Origin of the sequence: Kitasatospora sp. NPDC101447, assembly GCF_044767225.1 — a bacterium.
Taxonomy (GTDB): Bacteria; Actinomycetota; Actinomycetes; order Streptomycetales; family Streptomycetaceae; genus Kitasatospora.
The window spans coordinates 39,374-58,626 of sequence record NZ_JBIWNL010000042.1 but is presented as its reverse complement, the minus strand read 5'-3'; the positions used below and the strand labels follow the sequence as shown (position 1 = coordinate 58,626).

18 protein-coding genes are annotated in these 19,253 nt (G+C 73.9%); 7 read left to right on the top strand and 11 right to left on the bottom strand.

From position 1 onward, the window contains the following. Window positions 1-51: 51 nt before the first annotated feature. From ACIRST_RS36475 to ACIRST_RS36460, 4 genes are all read right to left on the bottom strand, one after another. Window positions 52-696 carry an SIMPL domain-containing protein gene (locus ACIRST_RS36475; RefSeq protein WP_350523705.1) on the bottom strand — a complete coding sequence of 215 codons (645 nt, stop codon included), beginning with the start codon at window positions 694-696 and terminating at the stop codon, window positions 52-54. Between the two features lie 122 nt (window positions 697-818). Further along, complete coding sequence (locus ACIRST_RS36470; protein WP_402807979.1) at window positions 819-1,496, bottom strand: hypothetical protein; 678 nt, start codon at window positions 1,494-1,496, stop codon at window positions 819-821. A 94-nt stretch (window positions 1,497-1,590) separates the two neighbouring features. Next, entirely contained in the window at window positions 1,591-2,457 is an 867-nt protein-coding gene (locus ACIRST_RS36465) for a hypothetical protein (protein WP_402807977.1), read from the bottom strand. Further along, a complete protein-coding gene (locus ACIRST_RS36460) occupies window positions 2,454-2,969 on the bottom strand; it encodes an RNA polymerase sigma factor (RefSeq protein ID WP_350523708.1) in 516 nt (171 codons plus the stop codon). Before ACIRST_RS36460 ends, ACIRST_RS36465 begins: the two co-directional genes overlap by 4 nt. A 116-nt stretch (window positions 2,970-3,085) precedes the next feature. Between ACIRST_RS36460 and ACIRST_RS36455 the strand changes: the two genes are divergently transcribed. The 7 genes from ACIRST_RS36455 to ACIRST_RS36425 all read left to right on the top strand — a co-directional run bounded on the left by ACIRST_RS36455 (window position 3,086) and on the right by ACIRST_RS36425 (window position 9,586). Continuing rightward, complete coding sequence (locus ACIRST_RS36455) at window positions 3,086-3,997, top strand: serine/threonine-protein kinase (protein WP_350523709.1); 912 nt, start codon at window positions 3,086-3,088, stop codon at window positions 3,995-3,997. A gap of 90 nt (window positions 3,998-4,087) precedes the next feature. Further along, window positions 4,088-4,975: an LLM class flavin-dependent oxidoreductase gene (locus ACIRST_RS36450; protein ID WP_402807973.1), complete on the top strand. Its 888-nt coding sequence runs from the start codon at window positions 4,088-4,090 to the stop codon at window positions 4,973-4,975. A gap of 113 nt (window positions 4,976-5,088) precedes the next feature. Then, on the top strand, window positions 5,089-5,730 hold the full coding sequence (locus ACIRST_RS36445; RefSeq protein ID WP_402807971.1) for a hypothetical protein: 642 nt from the start codon (window positions 5,089-5,091) through the stop codon (window positions 5,728-5,730). 237 nt (window positions 5,731-5,967) lie between these two features. After that, the gene (locus ACIRST_RS36440) at window positions 5,968-7,014 is read left to right on the top strand and encodes an ABC transporter ATP-binding protein (protein ID WP_402807968.1); all 1,047 of its coding nucleotides are present in this window, start codon (window positions 5,968-5,970) and stop codon (window positions 7,012-7,014) included. Then, window positions 6,998-7,897, top strand: a complete 900-nt coding sequence (locus ACIRST_RS36435; RefSeq protein WP_402807965.1) for an ABC transporter permease — start codon at window positions 6,998-7,000, stop codon at window positions 7,895-7,897. Before ACIRST_RS36440 ends, ACIRST_RS36435 begins: the two co-directional genes overlap by 17 nt. 11 nt (window positions 7,898-7,908) lie before the next feature. After that, window positions 7,909-8,826, top strand: coding sequence for an ABC transporter ATP-binding protein (locus ACIRST_RS36430; protein ID WP_402807962.1), 918 nt, complete (start codon window positions 7,909-7,911; stop codon window positions 8,824-8,826). Window positions 8,827-8,869: 43 nt separating this feature from the next. Continuing rightward, the gene (locus tag ACIRST_RS36425; RefSeq protein WP_350523716.1) at window positions 8,870-9,586 is read left to right on the top strand and encodes an ABC transporter permease subunit; all 717 of its coding nucleotides are present in this window, start codon (window positions 8,870-8,872) and stop codon (window positions 9,584-9,586) included. A 167-nt stretch (window positions 9,587-9,753) separates the two neighbouring features. Here ACIRST_RS36425 and ACIRST_RS36420 read toward each other — a convergent pair whose 3' ends face one another. The 7 genes from ACIRST_RS36420 to ACIRST_RS36390 all read right to left on the bottom strand — a co-directional run bounded on the left by ACIRST_RS36420 (window position 9,754) and on the right by ACIRST_RS36390 (window position 19,248). After that, complete coding sequence (locus ACIRST_RS36420) at window positions 9,754-10,992, bottom strand: MFS transporter (protein ID WP_350523717.1); 1,239 nt, start codon at window positions 10,990-10,992, stop codon at window positions 9,754-9,756. Window positions 10,993-11,055: 63 nt separating this feature from the next. After that, entirely contained in the window at window positions 11,056-11,787 is a 732-nt protein-coding gene (locus ACIRST_RS36415) for a FadR/GntR family transcriptional regulator (protein WP_350523718.1), read from the bottom strand. A 313-nt stretch (window positions 11,788-12,100) separates the two neighbouring features. Further along, the gene (locus ACIRST_RS36410; protein WP_402807957.1) at window positions 12,101-12,958 is read right to left on the bottom strand and encodes an HAD family hydrolase; all 858 of its coding nucleotides are present in this window, start codon (window positions 12,956-12,958) and stop codon (window positions 12,101-12,103) included. A gap of 86 nt (window positions 12,959-13,044) precedes the next feature. Further along, window positions 13,045-14,319 (bottom strand): serine--tRNA ligase, encoded by a 1,275-nt coding sequence (gene serS, locus ACIRST_RS36405; protein ID WP_350627353.1) that lies wholly within the window; start codon window positions 14,317-14,319, stop codon window positions 13,045-13,047. 517 nt (window positions 14,320-14,836) lie between these two features. After that, entirely contained in the window at window positions 14,837-15,772 is a 936-nt protein-coding gene (gene pheA / locus ACIRST_RS36400; protein WP_350523721.1) for a prephenate dehydratase, read from the bottom strand. A 135-nt stretch (window positions 15,773-15,907) separates the two neighbouring features. Next, window positions 15,908-17,209, bottom strand: a complete 1,302-nt coding sequence (efeB, locus tag ACIRST_RS36395; RefSeq protein ID WP_402807955.1) for an iron uptake transporter deferrochelatase/peroxidase subunit — start codon at window positions 17,207-17,209, stop codon at window positions 15,908-15,910. Window positions 17,210-17,223: 14 nt separating this feature from the next. After that, window positions 17,224-19,248 carry a FixH family protein gene (locus tag ACIRST_RS36390; RefSeq protein ID WP_402807952.1) on the bottom strand — a complete coding sequence of 675 codons (2,025 nt, stop codon included), beginning with the start codon at window positions 19,246-19,248 and terminating at the stop codon, window positions 17,224-17,226. Window positions 19,249-19,253 lie beyond the last annotated feature (5 nt).

The following is a 19,253-nucleotide window of genomic DNA, read 5'->3' as shown; positions in this document are numbered from 1 at the left end:
CGCCGCCCCGGCACCCGAGTTCGCACTCCCGAGCGGACCGGACGCCCGGCGCTACGGGGCCGCGATCGCGAACCCCAGCATCACCGCGGCCGAGACCACCACGGCGCCCGGCGCGAGGTCCGCCTCCGAGGCGCTGTCCGCGGAGCCGTGGCCCCGGTAGCGGCCCCCATCGATGCTCTCGGGATCGACGTCCTCGATGTGGACCACGGCGCCCAGCTTCACGCCCGCCGCCGCCGCGTACAGCTCGGCCTTGGACCGGGCCGCCCGTACGGCGCTCTCGCGGGCCCTCGCCCGCAGCTCCGGCTTGTTCCGCACGTCGAAGTCGACGCCGTCCAGCTCGTTCGCCCCGGCGTCGACCGCCGCGATCAGGAACGGTTCGAGGGAGTCCAGGTCGTGGTACTCGATGGCGAACGCGGCGTGGCAGCGGTAGCCGGTGAACTTCCGGTCCGCGCCGTAGCCGCTCCACGCGGTCTGCAGGTCCAGCCGCGACGCCGACACCTGCGCGTCCTGCACGCCGTGGGCCCGCATCGCTTCGCGCAGGGCGGCTATCGCCGCGCGAGCGGCCGCGAAGGCCTCCTGCGGCGTCGGTTCGGTCCGCTCCACGCCGAGCCGGATCCGGGCGAGGTCCGGCGCCGCCTGCACACTTGCCGCACCGTAGCCGGTGACTCCCCACGGGGACTTGATCGTTGTCTGCATGGCGCGCAGTCAACCACGAAGCCTCTTGCCGGGCAGGTGAGTTGTTCCGGGGCGGGGACGGGGGCTTCCCGCTGTGGCGGGGTCCGCTCCGCCCGCCGGCGCGGGCGGAGCGGGGGTGCCGGTCAGGAGTGGAGGCGGTTCAGCGCGGCGGTGACGACGCCTTCGAGCTGGGCCGGGGCGTCGGTGGGCCGGCCGGTGAGCTCGACGATGCCGACCCGGGTGCCGCTGCGCAGGACCGCGACCCCGCCGGTGGCGGTGCCGTCGCCGTTGTAGGCCGGGTACCAGCGGGCGGTGCCGCCGGCGACGGTCAGGGTGTGGGCCGCGCCGTAGTACCAGTGGCCGGCGGGCTCGTCCTGGCAGTCCTGGACGAGCGAGACGAGCTGCTTCTCCCAGGTGTCGGCCGTGGTCCCGGTGGGGGCGCTCGCGGCCGACTCGGTCAGCATGCCCTCGGTGTCGAAGGTCCAGGTCACGGACGCGTACGCGGTGGCCTTGTCCTTGGTCAGGTCGCGCATCGTCTCCTCGCCGGAGCACGCGGACAGCGCCTGGCGTCCGGTCAGCGCAACGGTCGCGCCGACCGGGTTCAGGCCCCGCTTGAAGTCCTCGCTCTGGACGAGGTCGCCGGAGCCGAGGCCGGGCGCGGTGACCGCGGCCGGGCGGCCGGCGTTGTGCGCGGCCCCGTCGGCGGCGGCCGACTGGGCGCCGACGACGCCGACCGTGATCAGTGCGGCGGCGACGCAGGCCGCGGCGGCGAAGCGGTTGCGGCGAACGGACTTCTGCTGGACGGCCTGGTTCTCGGTCATCTGGTCCCCCTGCTGGTCGGGACGCCTGCTGCGTCCTCGTACAACCGGGGAGATGCCGCCGGAGGAAGGAAAGTCGGAGCCCCGACCCGCTGTTTCACAGCTGTGACAGAGCGGCCCTGACGACGCGGTCCATCGCGGCCGTGCCCAGGCAGGCGTCGACCTCCAGCACCCCGTAGTGGGTGCCGCTGCGCAGCACGGCGATGCCGCCGCAGGGCTCCGTGCCCTCGGGCGCCGTGCCGGTGGTGTTGAGGTCCCCCCGATAGGAGCCCATCCAGTTCCCGACGACGTCCGGAGCGAGCCGCACCGTCGTGGTCTTTCCGTAGACCCAGTGCCCTGGCACCTCCTCCTGGCAGGGCACCTCCTCCAGCAGCAGGCGGTCGGTGAAGTTCTGCGCCAGGGAAGGGGTCCGGGCGTCGGCGGCGACCTCGCGGGCGACCTGGTCGCCGTGGCCGGTGGCGGCCAGCGTGGTGTCGTCCGGGTTGGTGCGGGGGGTGGTCATCAGCCCGCGGAAGTGGGCACCGGGCCCACCCAGGGTCTGGGTGAGGGTCTTCTCGCCGGAGCAGGCCGCGTTGGCGTAGGCCCCGTCGCCGTACCGGTCGGAGACGTGGATCCGCCCGCTGCCGACGTCCGGGTCGAACGCCGCCGGGTCCAGGAGGTTCGCGGTCGTCACCGGCCCGGTCGCACCGGTCACACCGGTAGGCGAGGCGGAGCCGGAGGCCGAGGCCGGGGACCCGGGCGTCGGGACGGACCCGCCGGGCGTCGCGGGAGCGGACGCGCCCTGGGACGCCCCGCCGGCCGCCGCACTCGACCGTGCTGTCGGGTGCGCGGTGGAGCCGGGGGGCGGTGGCAGGACGAACCGGCCGGCCGCCAGCCCGAGCGCGGCAGCCGCCACCACGGCGGCGACGGCGGACCGGCGCCGGACGACGGTGCGGCCGCCGCCCGCCGCGGGACCGTCGTTCACGGGCCGGTGACCAGACGCGCGCGCATGAAGTGGCGGGCCCGGTCGATACGGTCCTTGACCGTGCTCAGCGGGGCGTCCAGCTCCTCGGCCACCTGGACGTAGGTCAGGTCGCCCAGGTCGCGCAGCACGAACGCCTCGACCAGGGCGGGGTGCTGCTCCTCCAGCGCGGTCAGCGCCTCCATCACGTCGAGCCTGGTCCCGGCGATGACGCTGGTGGTGCGCGGGTCGACGGACTCGGGGAGGTCGGCGTGACTGTCCTCGGCGCGCCGGCGCATCGAGCGGTAGGTGGACCGGGCGGCGTTCGAGGCGATCACCGTCACCCAGCCCTGGAAGGAGCCGTGGCCGCCGTACCGGCCCAGGTGCGTGCTGATGGACAGCAGCGCGTCCTGCGCGGCCTCCTCCGCGTCGGCGTGGTGGGGCAGGAAGCGCGAGCAGCGGCGCAGGACCACCGGTCGCAGCCTGGCCAGCAGGTGTTCCAGCGCCTCCGGGTCACCCGCCTGAGCGGCCGTCACGAGCCCCTCCAGCTCACCGTCCTCGTACACCCGGATCCCCCCGTTTCGTCCCGCCTGCGGCCCGCCCGTCGGGCGGGAGTTCCGCACGCCCCCCGACTCCGGCAGAATGCTGCCACATGCGCAAGCTCGGCCGTTACCTCCTCGTGGAGCGGCTCGGAGCCGGCTCCTTCGCGACGGTCTGGAAGGCCTACGACCCGGAGCTCGACACCGAGGTCGCGGTGAAGGTGCTGGCCGAGAACTGGGCCGCCAACGCGGATGTGCGCGAGCGGTTCCTGGCGGAGGCGAGGCTGCTGCGCCGGATCGCCAGCCCGCGGGTGGTCCGGGTGCACGACGTCGGGGTGCAGGAGGACCGGCCCTACTTCGTCATGGACTACGTACGCGGCGGCACCCTGGCGGACCGGGTCGGGCAGTGCGACCCGCAGGAGGCGCTGCGGCTGGCCGCGGAGGCGGGCTACGCGGTCCAGGTCCTGCACGAGGCGGGCGTGGTGCACCGCGACGTCAAGCCGTCCAACCTGCTGCTCGCCGCCGGCCCTGCGCCCGCCGCGGTGCTGGTGGCGGATCTGGGCAGCGCCAAGCAACTGGCGGACGCATCCGGGCTCACCGTGACCACGGGCACGCCCGCCTACATGGCACCGGAACAGGCCTTCCAGACCGGCGGGTTCGACGGGAGGGCCGACGTGTACGCGTTGGCCGTGGTGGCCTACGAGCTGCTGACCGGGCAGAAGCCGTTCGGCCCGGGCGGGCGCGCCACAGCCCTGATGACCGACTGGCCGGCCGCCTCGACGCTGCCGGCGCTCCCGGCCGGAGCGGAGCTCCCGCCGAACGTCGCCCTGCTGCTGCGGACCGCGATGTCCGTCGAGCCGGCGGACCGACCGCCGACCGCCCAGGCCTTCGCGGACGCGCTGCTGGCTCCGGCCCCGCAGTCCCGGCCCCCGGAAGGCCCCGGGTGGCTGACCCCGCGCGCGGTCTGTCTGGCGTCGGGCACGGTGTTCACGGCGACGACCCTGCTGGGCTGGCTGTTGCGTTGAACCCGCGTCGACGCGGCTTCGTTCCGGGGCGGAAGGAGGTCGTCACGTCACGGGGCGCCGGCCGCTGACGGCTACCGTAGGGTCGAGCACATGCGACTGAGCACGGTGATCCTCCCCATCCACCGGTGGAGCGAGGGGCAGAAGATCTGGCGGCGGGCCGAGGACCTCGGCTTCCACGCTGCGTACACGTACGACCACCTGTCCTGGCGAAGCTTCCGGGACGAGGCGTGGTTCGGGTCGGTGCCGACCCTGACCGCGGCCGCGACGGCGACCGAGCGGCTGCGGCTGGGCACGCTGGTCACCTCGCCGAACTTCCGGCACCCGGTGACCCTGGCGAAGGACCTGATCACGCTGGACGACGTGTCCGGCGGCCGGGTCACGCTGGGGATCGGGGCCGGCGGGACGGGCTACGACGCGACGGCGATGGGGCAGGAGGCGTGGTCGCCGAAGGAGCGGGCGGACCGGTTCGGCGAGTTCCTCCCGCTGCTGGACGAGTTGCTGCGCACCGACGCCACGACGCGTGAGGGCACCTACTACTCGGCGGTCGAGGCGCGGAACATCCCCGGCTGCGTGCAGACGCCGCGGGTGCCGTTCTACGTCGCCGCGACCGGCCCGCGCGGACTGAAGCTGGCGGCCGAGTACGGGCAGGGCTGGGTGACGTACGGGGACCCGAAGGGCCCGGCGGACGTGCCGGTCGAGCAGGCGCCCGGGGTGATCGCGCAGCAGATCGAGAAGCTGGCGGCGGCCTGCGAGGCCAAGGGCCGGGACGTGGCCACGCTGGAGAAGATGCTGCTCCAGGGCTCGACCGCGGAGAAGCCGCTGCAGTCGCTGGACGCCTTCGTCGACTGGGCCGGCACGTACCGGGAGCTGGGCGTCACCGAGCTGGTGATCCACTGGCCGGTCCCGGACTCGATCTTCGAGAACGACCTCGCCGTCTTCGAGCGGATCGCCACCGAGGGCCTGGCGCAGCTCGGTTGATCCCGCTCCGCCGGGGCGCCGTGCCGCCGGGCGCCCCGGCGGCCGGTGCGGTGATCCCCGGGGTCGGCGTCGGGGCGAGGCGCTAGTCTGTCCGCCGCACCATCAATCTGATCATGCGTGACAACGGGGGTTCCTTCGCCATGTCCGTTTCCAGGAGACTGCTCGCCACCGCTCTGGTCGCCACCGCCGCGTTCGGCCTCGCGGCCTGTGGGCCGGACGACTCGTCGGACCAGGGCGCGGGTGGCGGGTCGACCACCGCGACGGCCGCCCCGACCGGCGCGGCCCCGGCCCCGGCGTCGCCCACCGCCGCCCCGGGCGGCACCGGGAAGCCCGCCGCGCCGACCGGCACCCCCGGCACCCCCGGCACCCCCGGCGCCTCCGGCGAGCCCGAGGGCTTCTGCACCCACGGCCCGCTGCCGGCCGGCCAGAAGTGGATCTACCCGGCGAAGGGCACCACCACGACGACCCTGGTCTACAAGGAGACCAAGGACGCCTGCGGTGTCAACGACGTCGTCTTCGAGCCGGTGGGCGCCGACAAGACCGCCGCGTTCGCGCCGACCGCCAAGGGCCACCTGAGCTCGGTGCTGACCGCGCCGAAGGACGTCAACCTGGCCGACCTGGTGAAGCACGTCAACGAGTGCATCGCCAACCCGGACAACCAGAAGGGCTCGTACCCCTGCTCGGGCGGCGACTACAAGGTGGCGATCGACGCCTCCGGCAAGGTCACCGAGCTGTGGGAGCGCGCGCACTCCTGAGCCGGGTCGGACACGGCGCCGGGACCGCTCACCTCAGGTCGAGCCGCCCGGCGCCGTTCGCGCACCCGAGCGGCTTCCCGGCGGCGGGGTGGCGCCGGGCGCGGCGGCGGGCGCGGTGGTGGGCGGCCTCCGGTTTCCGCCGACCCCTAGGGGAGAGAGGCCCCGGCGTCATACCGCAGCAGCAGAGGGGCTCGTCATTCCAGCTCATGACCCGTACCGCGCAAGGCCGTTACGTTGATGGGCGTGTCCACAGCTGTCATCAAGACGGACGGCCTCACCAAGAGGTTCCCCCGGGTCACCGCCCTCGACCAGCTCACCGTCGAGGTGCGGCCCGGGGTGGTCGGGCTGGTCGGGTCCAACGGTGCGGGCAAGTCCACACTGATCAAGATCCTGCTCGGGCTCGCCCCGGCGACGTCCGGCCGCGGCGAGGTCCTCGGCCTGGACATCGCCACCCGGGGCTCCGAGATCCGGGAGCGGGTCGGCTACATGCCCGAGCACGACTGCCTGCCGCCGGACGTCTCCGCCACCGAGTTCGTCGTCCACATGGCCCGGATGGCGGGCCTGCCGGCCACCGCCGCCCGTGAGCGCACCGCCGACACCCTGCGGCACGTCGGCCTCTACGAGGAGCGGTACCGGCCGATGGGCGGGTACTCGACGGGCATGAAGCAGCGGGTCAAGCTCGCCCAGGCGCTGGTGCACGACCCCAAGCTGGTGCTGCTGGACGAGCCGACCAACGGCCTCGACCCGGCCGGCCGGGACGAGATGCTGGGCCTGATCCGCCGCGTGCACAGCGACTTCGGCATCTCGGTGCTGGTGACCACCCACCTGCTCGGCGAGCTGGAGCGCACCTGCGACCACCTGGTCGTCATCGACGGCGGCAAGCTGCTGCGCTCCTCCTCCACCGCCTCCTTCACCGAGGCGACGGCCGTCCTCGCGGTCGAGGTCACCGACCACCCGGAGGACCACGCGGTCGAGCCCGCCGCGGTGGTGCGCGAACGCCTCGCCGCGGCCGGCGTCGACGTCCAGTCCGAGGGCTCGCACCTGGTGCTGGTCCGGCTGGCCGACGAATCGACGTACGACACCATCCGTGACACCGTCGCCGAACTCGGCCTCGGCCTGGTCCGGCTGGAACAGCGCCGGCACCGGGTCGCCGAACTCTTCACCGAGAACCGCGACGACCGCGACGACCGCGACGACCGTGACGACCGGGCTGGCCGTGACGACCCGGCCGGCCGGAACGCCCAGGACAGCAGGGGAGGTTCGGACGATGTCGCTGCCTCCTGAGACCAGGCCCGCCGACATCGGCGTCATCCATGACATCGGCTACCGCGGCTACACCGGCCCCCGGCTCGGCCGCGGCTACGCCACCCGCGCGCTCTTCACCCAGAGCCTGCGCGCCGCGTACGGCCTCGGCCGCTCCGGCAAGTCCAAGGTGCTGCCGATGCTGGTGCTGGGCGCGGTCACCGTGCCCGCCATGATCTTCGTGGCGATCGCGATCACCCTGAAGCGCGACGAACTGCCCGTCGAGTACGCGGGCTACCTCGGCAGCCTCAACCTGGTGATCTCGGTCTTCCTGGCCTCCCAGGCGCCGGTGCTGCTCTCGCGGGACCTGCGGTACCAGACCGTGCCGCTCTACTTCTCCCGCCCGATCACCCGCACCGACTACGTCCGGGCCAAGTTCGCGGCCATGGTCTGCGCCCAACTGCTCCTGATGACGGCCCCGTTGCTGGTGCTGTACGCCGGTGCGCTGCTCGGCGGGATGGACTTCTCGTACAACACCGGGCACTTCCTCTACGGTCTGTTCGCGGCCGTGCTGTACGCCCTGGTGCCGACCTCGGTGGCGCTGGTGATCGCGGCCGCCACCCCGCGCCGGGGCTTCGGGGTCGCCGCCATCATGGGCTACCTGGCGATCAGCGCCGCGGTGGCCGGCATCGCGGTCGGCATCAGCGACCCGGGCACCACCGGCTCCGACGGCGCGCAGTGGACGTCGCTGATCTCGCCCACCAACCTGGTGGAGTCCCTGGTCAACGAGCTGTTCGACCTCGGCACCGGCCTCGACCGCCGGCACGCCCCGGGCGGGCTCGGCCTGACGGTGTTCGCACTGGTGGCCGCGGCCCTGGTGGTCGGCTCGTACCGGCTGCTGCTGAGCCGCTACAAGAAGGTTTGAGAGAGGGCGGCATGGCCACCATCAGCATCGACAAGGTGTCCCGCTGGTTCGGGAACGTGGTCGCGGTCAACGACATCACGATGGCCGTCGGCCCCGGCATCACCGGCCTGCTCGGCCCCAACGGCGCGGGCAAGTCCACCCTCATCCACATGATGAGCGGCTTCCTCTCCCCGTCCAGCGGCTCGGCCACCCTGGACGGCACACCGATCTGGCGCAACCAGCAGGTGTACCGGCAGATCGGCCTGGTCCCCGAACGGGAGTCGATGTACGACTACCTGACCGGCTGGGAGTTCGTCCTCGCCAACGCCGAACTCCACGGCCTGCCCCAGCCGGGCGCCGCCGCCCGCCGGGCCCTGGACCTGGTGGAGATGGCCCACGCCAAGGACCGCCGCACCGGCACGTACTCCAAGGGCATGAAGCAGCGGGTCAAGATGGCCTCCGCGCTGGTCCACGACCCGTCCGTGCTGCTGCTGGACGAGCCCTTCAACGGCATGGACCCGCGCCAGCGGCTCCAGCTGATGGAGCTGCTGCGCCGCTTCGGCGCGGACGGCCGCACCGTGCTGTTCTCCTCGCACATCCTGGAGGAGGTCGAGCAACTCGCCCGGCACATCGAGGTCGTGGTGGCCGGGCGGCACGCGGCCTCGGGCGACTTCCGCAAGATCCGCCGACTGATGACCGACCGCCCCCACCGCTACCTGGTCCGCTCCAGCGACGACCGCCGGCTCGCCGCCGCGCTGATCGCCGACGGCTCCACCACCGGCATCGAGGTGGACGAGCGCGAGCGGGCGCTGCGGATCGAGGCGGTCAACTTCCAGGGCTTCACCACCCTGCTCCCCAAGGTCGCCCGGGAAGCCGGCATCCGGCTGTACACCGTCTCCCCGGCCGACGAGTCGCTGGAGAGCGTCTTCTCGTACCTGGTCTCCGCATGACCGCCGCCGTGACCGTTGCTGCCCAGGAAGGGGCCGACCGACCATGAACCCCACCGTCGCCAGGCTCACCCTGCGCGGGCTGCTGGGCCGCCGCCGCGGCCTCCTGCTGCTGGTGGTCCCCGCGCTGCTGCTGCTCGTCTCCGCCGTCGCGAGCGGGTCGACCGCCGACGCGCACGGCCTGACCGTCAAGATCCTCGGCCAGCTCGGCCTCGGCACCCTGGTCCCGATCCTCGGCCTGGTGGTCGGCACCGGCGCCATCGCCACCGAGATCGACGACGGCTCGATCGTCTACCTGCTCGCCAAGCCGATCCCGCGCTGGCGGATCATCACCACCAAGCTGGCCGTCGCGATCGGCGTCACCTGGCTGTTCTCGGTCGTCCCGACGATGCTGTCCGGGCTGATCCTGTACGGCAACCGGGACAACACGGTGCTCGGCTACACCGTGGCGGTCATGGTCGCCGGGGCCGCGTACAGCGCGCTGTTCCTGCTGCTCGGCGTGGTCACCCGGCACGCCGTGGTGGCCGGGCTCGGCTACGCCCTGATCTGGGAGTCGGTGGTCGGCAACTTCGTCGAGGGCGCCCGGACGCTGAGCGTCCAGCAGTGGGGCCGGGCGGTGGCCGAGGCCGTCGCCGGGGACACCGCGATCGGCGCCGACGTCTCGCTCGGGGCCGCCGTCCCGCTGCTGCTGGCGGTCACCGTCGGGGCGACGGTGCTGGCCTCGGTGAAGCTGGCCGGGCTGACCCTGGCCGGCGAGGACTGAGCCGCGCACCGGCGGAGCCGCGCACCGGCGGAGCCGCGCGCCTACTGAGCCGCGCACCGACGGAGCCGCGCGCCGACGGAGCGTCCGGCAGGAAGCCGAACGGCGCTCCGGCCCGCTGGACTGCGGGCCGGAGCGCCGTCGAAGCGCCGTACGGAGATCCCGGGGGCTCAGAGCGTACGGTTGCGGCCCGCGCCCCAGCCGGCCGCGCCGACCACCACGACCAGCGCCAGCATCAGCACCAGGGTGGTCTCCCAGCCGCCGGTGAGCTGGTGCAGCGCACCGGCGCCGACCGGGCCGGCCGCCGCGACCAGGTAACCGATCGCCTGCGACATCCCGCCCAGCTGGGCGGCCCCGGCCGCGCTGCCGGTGCGCAGCACGATGAACGCCAGGCCCAGGCCCAGCGAGCCGCCCTGGGCCACGCCGAGCACGGTCGCCGACACCCACGCCGCGGACACCGGTGCGACCAGCAGCATCGCGATGCCCAGCCCGTTCAGGGCCGCCATCGTCACCGCCAGGGCGCGCTGGCTGGTCATCCGGCCGGCCATCAGCGGCACCAGGAAGGCGCCGGCCACCTGCACCAGGTTGGAGAAGGCGAAGACCAGGCCGGCCTGGCCGCGGTCCATGCCGTGGTCGGCCAGGATGGTCGGCATCCAGGCCACCAGGGTGTAGACCAGCAGCGAGGAGATGCCCATGAAGAGGCTGATCTGCCAGGCCAGCGGGGACTTCCAGATGCCCTCGACCGGCTTGCTCGGCGCCGCCGGCGCAGCCGCCGAGCCCCGCTCCTGACGGCTGCGCAGCACCTGCGGCAGCCACGCCACCGCCGCGACCAGCGCGAGCAGCGACCACGCGCCGAGCGAGGCCCGCCAGCCGCCGCCGAGCGCGTGCTCCAGCGGGACGGAGGTGCCGGCGGCGAGAGTCGCCCCGACCAGCATGGTGGTCGAGTAGACGCCGGTCATGGTGGCCGCGCGGTCCGGGAACTCCCGCTTGACCAGGCCCGGCATCGACACGTTCAGCACCGCGATGGCCACGCCGATCACCACGCAGCCCGCGTACAGCGCCGCCACCGACGGCAGCACCCGCAGCAGCACGCCCGCGCCCAGCACCAGCACCGCGCCCAGCACCACCCGCTCGGCACCGAACCGGCGGGTCAGCCGGGGGGTGAGCGGGGCGCCGACGCCCTGGAACAGCACCGGCACGGTCGTGATCAGGCCGCTCGCGGTCGCGGAGAGTCCGAGGGTCCGCTGGATCTCGTTGACCATCGGGGAGATCGCGGCCAGGCAGGCGCGCATGTTCAGCGCGACCAGCAGGATGCCGGTCAGCAGCAGGACCGGATGGGCCAGCCGGGAGCGGACGGGGAGCGGGGCAGGGGTGGTGACAACCGGCTGCCGGGCACGGGTGACGGCCATGGGTGTGCTGTTCTTTCCTGAATGTGCGTGGATGCGGGCGGGAAGGCGGAGGCTCGCGCCGTCCTACTTCCGGGCCGCGATGGCCGCGAGCAGCTGCTCGACGGCCGCGGTCGGGCCGGCGAGCAGCGAACGACACGCCGCCTCGGCCCGGTCCGGGTCACCGCTCTCGATCGCGTCGACCAGTGCCTCGTGGGTGGCCACGACCGCCTCGGGCATGTCGTGGTCGCCGAAGGCGGAGGTCATCGCCTCACGGACGGAGGCGCCGAAGTAGCGGTAGACCTCGGTCAGCGCGGGGTTGTGCGCGGCCTCGACGACCGCGGTGTGGAACTCCAGGTCGTGCTCGACGGTGGCCTCGCGGCTCGCCCGCTCGGGGTGCGCCGCGAACACCTCGGCCTCGCGGGCCAGCGCGGCGCGCATCCGCCGGACGTCCTCGGGGGTGTGCCGCAGCGCGGCCAGCCGGGCGCCCTCGGTCTCCAGCGCCGCGCGGACCTCCAGGACGTCCCGGATGCCCGAACGCTGGACGCCCCGCAGGACGGAGGCCGGGTCGCTGGTCGAGCGGACGAACGTCCCCTCGCCCTGGCGGGAGACCAGCATCCCGGCGTGCACCAGCACCCGGATCGCCTCCCGCACGGTGTTCCGCCCGACCTGCATCTGCTCGGCCAGCTCGTGCTCGGTGGGGATCCGCGACCCCACCGGCCAGACCCCGCCGGCCAACTGCTCCCGCAGCTGGTCGATCGCGGTGTCCACCAGGGATCGCCGCCCGGCCGCCTGCAGGCCGTTGCCCTCGCCGCTCATTCCGGACTCCCTCCCTCGCACACGTCCACACCAGTCGTAGGTCATCCTACAACCACTTGCCCGGTCATCCTACAACTGACGACGAACACTCCGTGAACGCCCGACCACCGACCCGCTGCCTGCTCCCGAAGCCCGACCGCGCGCCCGGGCCCACCTCGCGCTCGACCCCACCCGCGGCGACCAACCCGAGTTCCCCGCCCCGAAAGGGGCGCGGGGAACTGCGCGCGGCGGAAGACCACCGACGCGAACGTGCCTCACGCCCCGGTTCCCCACCCCGGCTCCCCACCCCGGTTCCCCGGGCCGCCAGGCCCGGTCAGCGGGGCGGGTAGAGGCGCTCCAGGACGACCGCGACGCCGTCCTCGTCGTTGCCGGCGGTCACGGTGTCGGCGACGGCGAGGAGTTCCTCGTGGGCGTTGGCCATGGCGACGCCGTGGGCGGCCCAGCCGAACATCGGGACGTCGTTGGGCATGTCGCCGAAGGCGATGGTGTCGGCGGCGCGCAGGCCGAGGCGGCGGGCGGCGACGGCCAGCCCGGTGGCCTTGGAGAGGCCGAGCGGGAGCAGTTCGACGACTCCGGGCCCGGCCATCACGACGCCGACGAGGTCTCCGGCGGCGCGGCGCGCGGCTTCGGCGAGGGCGTCGTCGGTCAGCGCGTGGTGCTGGATGTAGAGCTTGCTGACGGGGGAGGCGAGGAGTCCGCCGCGGTCGACCCGGACGACGGGCAGGTCGGAGCCGATGAGCAGTTCGTAGCCGGGGCCGGCCAGGACCTGGCCGTCGAGGCCGTCCTGGTTGGCGGCGACGGCGAGCGGGCCGGTCTCGGCCTCGATCTTCTCGACGGCGAGCGCGGCGAGCCGGCGGTCCAGGGTGAGCGAGGTGAGCAGCTTGTGCGCGCCGGCGTCGTAGACCTGGGCGCCCTGGCCGCAGACGGCTATCCCGGTGTAGCCGATCTCGTCGAAGACCGGGCGGGCCCAGACGGCCGAGCGGCCGGTGACGATGATGTGCAGCGCGCCCGCGTCGGTGGCCGTGGCCAGGGCGGCGCGGGTGCGCTCGGAGACGGTCTCCTCGCTGGTCAGCAGGGTGCCGTCGAGGTCGGTGGCGACCAGCCGGTAGGGCAGGCCGCCACCGTCGCGGGTGTCCTCCGGGGAGACGGGGCTGGGGCTGGTGGTGCTCATGGGCCGGTCGTCTCCCGGGAGTTGCGGGTGGAGCGGGTGGAGCGGGTGGTGCGGCGGCTCCCCGCGCGGGGAGCCCGGGGCCGGGCCTACTTGACCGGCTGGAGGACGGTCCGTCCGCCGAGGAACGGGCGCAGTGCCTCGGGGACGGCGACGGAGCCGTCGGCCTGCTGGTGGTTCTCCAGGATCGCCACGATGGTGCGCGGGATCGCGACCAGGGTGCCGTTCAGGGTGGCGAGCGGGCGGGTCTTGCCCTCTTCGCGCATCCGGATCGACAGGCGGCGGGCCTGGTACTCGGTGGTGTTGGAGGTCGAGGTGACCTCGCGGTACTTGCCCTGGGTGGGGATCCAGGCCTCGATGTCGAACTTGCGCGCGGCCGAGGCACCGAGGTCGCCGGAGGCGACGTCGATGACCCGGTACGGCAGCTCCAGCGCGTTGAGGAAGTCCTTCTCCCACTGGAGGAGGCGGCGGTGCTCGTTCTCGGCGTCCTCGGGCGTGGTGTAGACGAACATCTCCACCTTCTCGAACTGGTGGACGCGGATGATGCCGCGGGTGTCCTTGCCGTAGGTGCCGGCTTCGCGGCGGAAGCAGGACGAGTAGCCGGCGTAGCGCAGCGGCAGCTTGTCGGCGTCGAGGATCTCGTCCATGTGGTACGCCGCGAGCGGGACCTCGCTGGTGCCGACCAGGTACCGGTCGTCCTCGGCGAGGTGGTACACGTTCTCGGCGGCCTGGCCGAGGAACCCGGTGCCGTCCATGGCGGCCGGGCGGACCAGGGTCGGGGTGATCATCGGGGTGAAGCCGGCCGCGGTGGCCTGGGCGATCGCCATGTTGACCAGGGCGAGCTCCAGCAGCGCGCCGACGCCGGTCAGGTAGTAGGAGCGGGCACCGGCGACCTTGGCGCCGCGCTCGGTGTCGATCGCGCCGAGGATCTGGCCGAGCTCGACGTGGTCGCGCGGCTCGAAGCCCTCGGCGGCGAAGTCGCGCGGGGTGCCGATCTCTTCGAGGGTGACGAAGTCCTCCTCGCCGCCGACCGGGGCGGCCGGGTCGATGAGGTTCGCCAGCGAGCGGAGCAGGCGGTCGGCCTCCTCCTTGGCGGCGCCCTGTTCGGCGTCGGCGGCCTTGACCTCGGCGGCCAGGTCCTTGGTGCGCTGGAGCAGGGCGGCCTTCTCGTCGCCCTTGGCCTGGGCGACCTGCTTGCCGAGCACCCGCTGCTCGCTGCGCAGTTCGTCGAAGCGGCTGCCCGAGGACCGGCGCCGTTCGTCGGCGGAGAGGAGGGCGTCGACCAGGTCGACGTCCTCGCCACGGACGCGCTGCGAGGCGCGCACTCGGTCAGGGTCCTCACGGAGCAGGCGAAGGTCAATCACAGGCCCAAGCGTACCGGGCGGGCGTTCCTCCACCGGTACCGGTTTTCCCCTGGGGATAACCGCCCCGAACCTGTGGATAACTTCTGTGGGGAACTCTCCCGGGGCGGGTTATCCACAGGCTGGGGGCAGGGGCTGTGGATCGAAGGGGAGGGTCACCCTCCGCGCGATCGAACCAGCGAATTGAGGTTTCAAACCTCATTGGACCTTCCCGAGTGAGGGAATTGAAGCACTCAGACGGGTGATTTGCTGGCAACCGGGTGACTCTGGTCCGATTAGTCATCTCTGCGGCGCAAACCGATGGTCCGACCGGTTCTGGGTAATGGCTATACCGGTTTGTCGACTCGTCCCCAGACCTGTGGATAACTTCCGGCTGTGGACAGCGGGGAGGCCTGTGGACAGCGGCCGCCGTCGCCGGACCGGCCTGTGGATGACGGGTGCGGTCGTCCGCCCCGCCTGATCGGACCGATCCAAAACGGTCGGAAAAGGTCAGAAAGACGGAAGGTGTCGCTCGGGTGACTCAGATGTCCCCGCGCCCGTCGAGCGCGCGGGAGAGCCAGTCCGCCGCCGAGCTGAAATCCTCGTCCGAGGTCCCCGGCCGCCGGTGGGTGGACACCTGCCGGTCGGCGCGCGGATAGGAGCCCAGGTACCGCACCTGGGGGCAGATCCGCTTGAGCCCCATCATCGCCTCGGCCACCCGGCGTTCCGAGAGGTGGCCCTCGCAGTCGATCAGGAAGCAGTAGTTGCCCAGGCCCTCACCCGTCGGCCGGGACTCGATCCGCATCAGGTTGACCCCGCGCACCGCGAACTCCTGCAGCAGCTCCAGCAGCGCGCCCGGGTGGTCGTCCGGCAGCCAGACCACCATCGAGGTCTTGTCCGCACCGGTCGGTGAGGAGACCCGGCCCGGGCGGCCGACCAGGACGAACCGGGTGGCGGCGCTCTTGGCGTCCGCGATGTCCTTGACCAGCGGGTCCAGCCCGTAGATCGGCGCCGCGAACTCGCCCGCGAAGGCCCCGTCGTAGCGGCCCTCGGCGACCAGCCGGGCGCCGTCCGCGTTGGAGGCCGCCGACTCCCAGGTCGCCTCCGGCAGGTTGGCCGCCAGCCAGCGGCGCACCTGCGGCTGGGCCACCGGGTGGCTGGTCACCGTCTTGATCCCGGACAGCTCGGTGCCCGGCCGGACCAGCAGCGCGAAGGCGATCGGCAGCAGCACCTCCCGGTAGATCATCAGCGGCGCGCCGGAGGCCAGTTCGTCGTTGGTCGCGGTGACCGCGCCCTCCACCGAGTTCTCGATCGGCACGAACGCCCCGGCGGCGTCTCCGCCGCGCACCGCGTCCAGCGCCAGCGCCACCGAGGACAGCGGCACCAGCTCGCGGGTCGCCGCCTCGGGCAGGGTGTGCAGGGCCGCCTCGGTGAAGGTGCCGGCCGGGCCGAGGTAGGTGTAGCGGGTGGCCGACATGACGCCTCCGTGGGAACTCGGTGCTGCCTGGACGGGTGGTGCCGAAACAGTCACCCTAACGATTCCGCGGCCCCGGCAGGAAAGCGTTCCACGGGCCGGGACCACCTGTGGTAGCGGCCGCGGGGCCGCCGGGCGCTACCCGTCGAGCAGCTGCTGGCCGAGGTGGCCGCCGACCGGCGCGGCCGGGGGCACCGCGTACACGCCGCTCGCCTCGTGCCGCAGGAAGCGGGAGAGGCCGTCGCCCCGGGAGAGCTTGCGCTGCACCGGGGTGAAGCCCTTGCGCGGATCGGCCTGGAAGGCCATGAAGAGCAGCCCGGCGTCCGGCGAGCCGTCCGGCAGCAGCCCGTCGTGGTACGAGAAGCCGCGCCGCAGCATGGCCGCCCCGCCGTTGGCCGCCGGCGCGGCGACCCGGATGTGGGCGTCGGAGGGGATCGCCAACGCGCCGTCCGGGCCCTGGGCGGACAGGTCGACCGGGGCGTGCTCGCCGGCCCCGGCGGGCGTGCCGAGCGGGGCGCCGTCCGCCTTGCGGCGTCCGATCACCCGCTCCTGCCGGTCCACCGGGAGCGCCTCCCAGTGGTCCAGCAGCATCCGGATCCGCCGGAACACCAGGTACGAGCCGCCGGCCAGCCAGCCCGGCTGGTCGCCGCCGGCGGCGCAGAACACCTTGGCGGCGAAGCCGTCCTCGCCGGGCTTCGGGTTGTTGGTGCCGTCGACCTGGCCCATCAGGTTGCGGCCGGTCACCGGCTGCGCGGCGGCCCCGGGGGTGCGGGCGAAGCCGGCCGACTGCCAGCGCAGCGCCGCCGTCCCGGCCGCCAGCCGCTGCAGCACCCGCAGGGCGTGCACCGCCACCAGCGCGTCGTCGGCGCCGATCTGGACGAACAGGTCGCCGTCGCCGCGGGCCGGGTCGAGCGCGTCGCCGGGGAAGGCGGGCAGCGGTTCGAGCCCGGGCGGGCGGCGGTCGGCCAGCCCGGCCTTGTCGAAGAGCCCGGCGCCGAAGCCGACCGTGAGGGTGAGCGAGCAGGGGCCGGCGTCCAGCGCGACCTGGTTGTCGAACTCCTCGGCCGGCTCCCCGGCGGTCAGCCGCTCGGCGGCCTTCGTCCAGCGCTGCAGCAGGGCGCGCAGCCCGTCCCGGCCCGCCCCCTCGACCAGGTCGAAGGCGGCCAACTGGACCCGGGCCTGCTGCGGTTCGAGGATCCCGGCCTGGTGCTCGCCGCGGAACGGTACCCGGGCGGCGCCGAGCACCCCGCCCGGGGTCGCCGCGCCGGTGGTGCGGTCGGCCCGGTCCAGGGCGACCGCCCCGGCGACGCCCGCCCCCGCGCCGACCAGCAGCCCGGCGCCGGCGGTGCCGAGCAGGGCACGCCGGGTGAAGCCCGCCCGGTCCGCCGGGGTCTGCCCGGCCGGGGCCTCCCCGGCCGCGGCCGGTTCCGTCGTCGTCACGTCGTCCACCGCCGTCAGCCGATCTTGAACTGCTGGGTCGGGGTGGTCTGGTCGATCTCCGAGGAGCGGACCTGCACCGACACCACCCAGGTGCCCGCCAGCGGCAGCTGCGCGGTGCCGCTCCAGCGGCCGGTGCCCTCCGGGGTGAGCGCCACCGGCAGCGGGCCGAGGTCGCGGTCCGGCAGGGTGAAGGCCAGCTGCACCTCGGGGACGTCCACCGGCTGCCCGTCCGCGCCGTCCAGCGCGAGCTTCACCTCGTTCGGGCCGGTCCGGGCCGGGTTGAGGGTGACGGTCGCGGTGCCCTTGGCGTTCGGCGTCCGGCCCTTGGTGTCGTACGGGAGCTTGAGCTCGACGGTGCGGCCCGGCTCGGTCTGCGGCGCGGCCGCGGCCCCGCCGCCGGCCGGAGCGGCGGCCCCGGCCGTGATCTCGCCCGCCACCCGGCCGGGCGGGGAGTTGGTCAGCATCGTGGTGACCACCAGCACCGCCACCGCGACCAGGGCCTCGACCAGCACCGAGCGGCGCAGCCCGGCCCGGTTCGGGGTCAGCCCGCGCTCGCGCCCGGCGCTCTCCCGGGCGGCCCGCTGGCGGTCCAGCTGCGCCCGGCGGACCGGGTCCTCGCTGTGCGCCGCGACGCCGACCGGCTCCGGCACCTCGGCCTGTTCGACCTCCGCCGCCTCGGCCGGTGCCGACCGCAGCCGGGCCAGCCGGCTGCGCGAGATCCAGGCGACGCCGAGCATCACGACCACGCAGCCGCTCTTCACCAGCAGCAGCCGCCCGTACTCGGTGCCGGTCAGCGCGCCCCAGCTGCCCAGGCCCCGCCAGGACTGGTAGATCCCGGTCACGGCCAGCACGGCCACCGAGCCGAAGGCGACCTTCGAGAAGCGGTCCACCACGTCGGCGCCCACGCCCTCGCGCAGCGCGGCCAGGAGTGCGGCCAGCCCGCCCAGCCAGAGCGCCATCGCGATCAGGTGCAGGATGCCGAACGGCAGCGCCAGCCAGACCTGGATGCCCACCGAGGCGTGGTCGGCGCCGACCCAGGTCGCCGCGAGGGCGACCGCCAGCACCAGCCCGGCCACCCCGAGGCCGAGCCGGGCCTCCCGCTGCGGCCGCTCGGCGGCGCGCTGCTCCAGCTCGCGCAGCTCGGCGGCCTCGGCGTCCTCGCCCCTGCCCTCGGCGCCCTCGCCGTCGGCGCGCCGGTCCTCGGCGGGCTCGGCGGGGAGTGGCCGCGGCGGCTGCCCCAGCTGGCCGACCAGCAGGGACAGGAACACCCCGCCCGCCGCGAGCAGCAGCAGCCGGGCGGCCAGCGCGGTGCCGATCCGCTCGTCCAGGGTGGCGCGCACCAGCGACAGGTCGAAGGCCTGCCCGATCCCCGAGCCGCGCTCGTACGGCCCGCGCAGCATCAGCACCGCGACGGTGGAGACCAGCAGCGCCGTCCAGCCGGTCATCAGCAGCCGCTGCACCGGGCGCCGGGCGGTGCCGGCCGGCCAGCAGATCAGCACGAAGGCGGCGACGCCGGCCAGCAGCGCGAACGCCGCGTAGGCGACGGTGCGGCCGGTGCCGTACAGGGCGGCGACCAGGCCGTCGGCCTTGGCGCCCTGCAGTGCGGTGGCCGACACCGAGGTGTCCGAGGGCGCGCCGATGGAGAAGGTGAACGCCCCGCCGACGGGGTGCGAGTCCTCCGAGACGGCCCGCCAGGCGACGGTGTACGTGCCGTTGGCGAGCCCGCCCTTCAGGCCGACCCGGGCGGTGTTGCCCTTGCCGTCGGCGTGCGCGGGGTTGCCGGTGTCCACGGCCTTGCCGGCCGGGTCGAGCACCCGGACGGAGTCCGAGGAGAGTGACACGGACTCGCTGAAGGTCAGCGTGACCTCGGCCGGTGCGGTGGCGACCACCGAGTTCTGCCGGGGGTCGGTGGAATCCAGGGTGGCGTGCGCGGAGGCCGGTCCGGCGCCCGCGAGCATCAGCGCGAGCAACGCGCCGAGCATTCCGAGCACCCCGGCGATCCGGCGGTGCGAGGCCTTCTCCAGGCCGGCCGACTGCATGGTGA

Bases quoted from the DNA above. Each gene is read 5' to 3' on its own strand.
- ACIRST_RS36475 (WP_350523705.1), bottom strand. From the start codon at position 696: ATGCAGACAACGATCAAGTCCCCGTGGGGAGTCACCGGCTACGGTGCG.
- ACIRST_RS36470 (WP_402807979.1), bottom strand. From the start codon at position 1,496: ATGACCGAGAACCAGGCCGTCCAGCAGAAGTCCGTTCGCCGCAACCGC.
- ACIRST_RS36455 (WP_350523709.1), top strand. From the start codon at position 3,086: ATGCGCAAGCTCGGCCGTTACCTCCTCGTGGAGCGGCTCGGAGCCGGC.
- ACIRST_RS36450 (WP_402807973.1), top strand. From the start codon at position 4,088: ATGCGACTGAGCACGGTGATCCTCCCCATCCACCGGTGGAGCGAGGGG.
- ACIRST_RS36445 (WP_402807971.1), top strand. From the start codon at position 5,089: ATGCGTGACAACGGGGGTTCCTTCGCCATGTCCGTTTCCAGGAGACTG.
- ACIRST_RS36440 (WP_402807968.1), top strand. From the start codon at position 5,968: ATGGGCGTGTCCACAGCTGTCATCAAGACGGACGGCCTCACCAAGAGG.
- ACIRST_RS36435 (WP_402807965.1), top strand. From the start codon at position 6,998: ATGTCGCTGCCTCCTGAGACCAGGCCCGCCGACATCGGCGTCATCCAT.
- ACIRST_RS36430 (WP_402807962.1), top strand. From the start codon at position 7,909: ATGGCCACCATCAGCATCGACAAGGTGTCCCGCTGGTTCGGGAACGTG.
- ACIRST_RS36425 (WP_350523716.1), top strand. From the start codon at position 8,870: ATGAACCCCACCGTCGCCAGGCTCACCCTGCGCGGGCTGCTGGGCCGC.
- ACIRST_RS36420 (WP_350523717.1), bottom strand. From the start codon at position 10,992: ATGGCCGTCACCCGTGCCCGGCAGCCGGTTGTCACCACCCCTGCCCCG.
- ACIRST_RS36415 (WP_350523718.1), bottom strand. From the start codon at position 11,787: ATGAGCGGCGAGGGCAACGGCCTGCAGGCGGCCGGGCGGCGATCCCTG.
- ACIRST_RS36410 (WP_402807957.1), bottom strand. From the start codon at position 12,958: ATGAGCACCACCAGCCCCAGCCCCGTCTCCCCGGAGGACACCCGCGAC.
- pheA (WP_350523721.1), bottom strand. From the start codon at position 15,772: ATGTCGGCCACCCGCTACACCTACCTCGGCCCGGCCGGCACCTTCACC.
- ACIRST_RS36390 (WP_402807952.1), bottom strand. From the start codon at position 19,248: ATGCAGTCGGCCGGCCTGGAGAAGGCCTCGCACCGCCGGATCGCCGGG.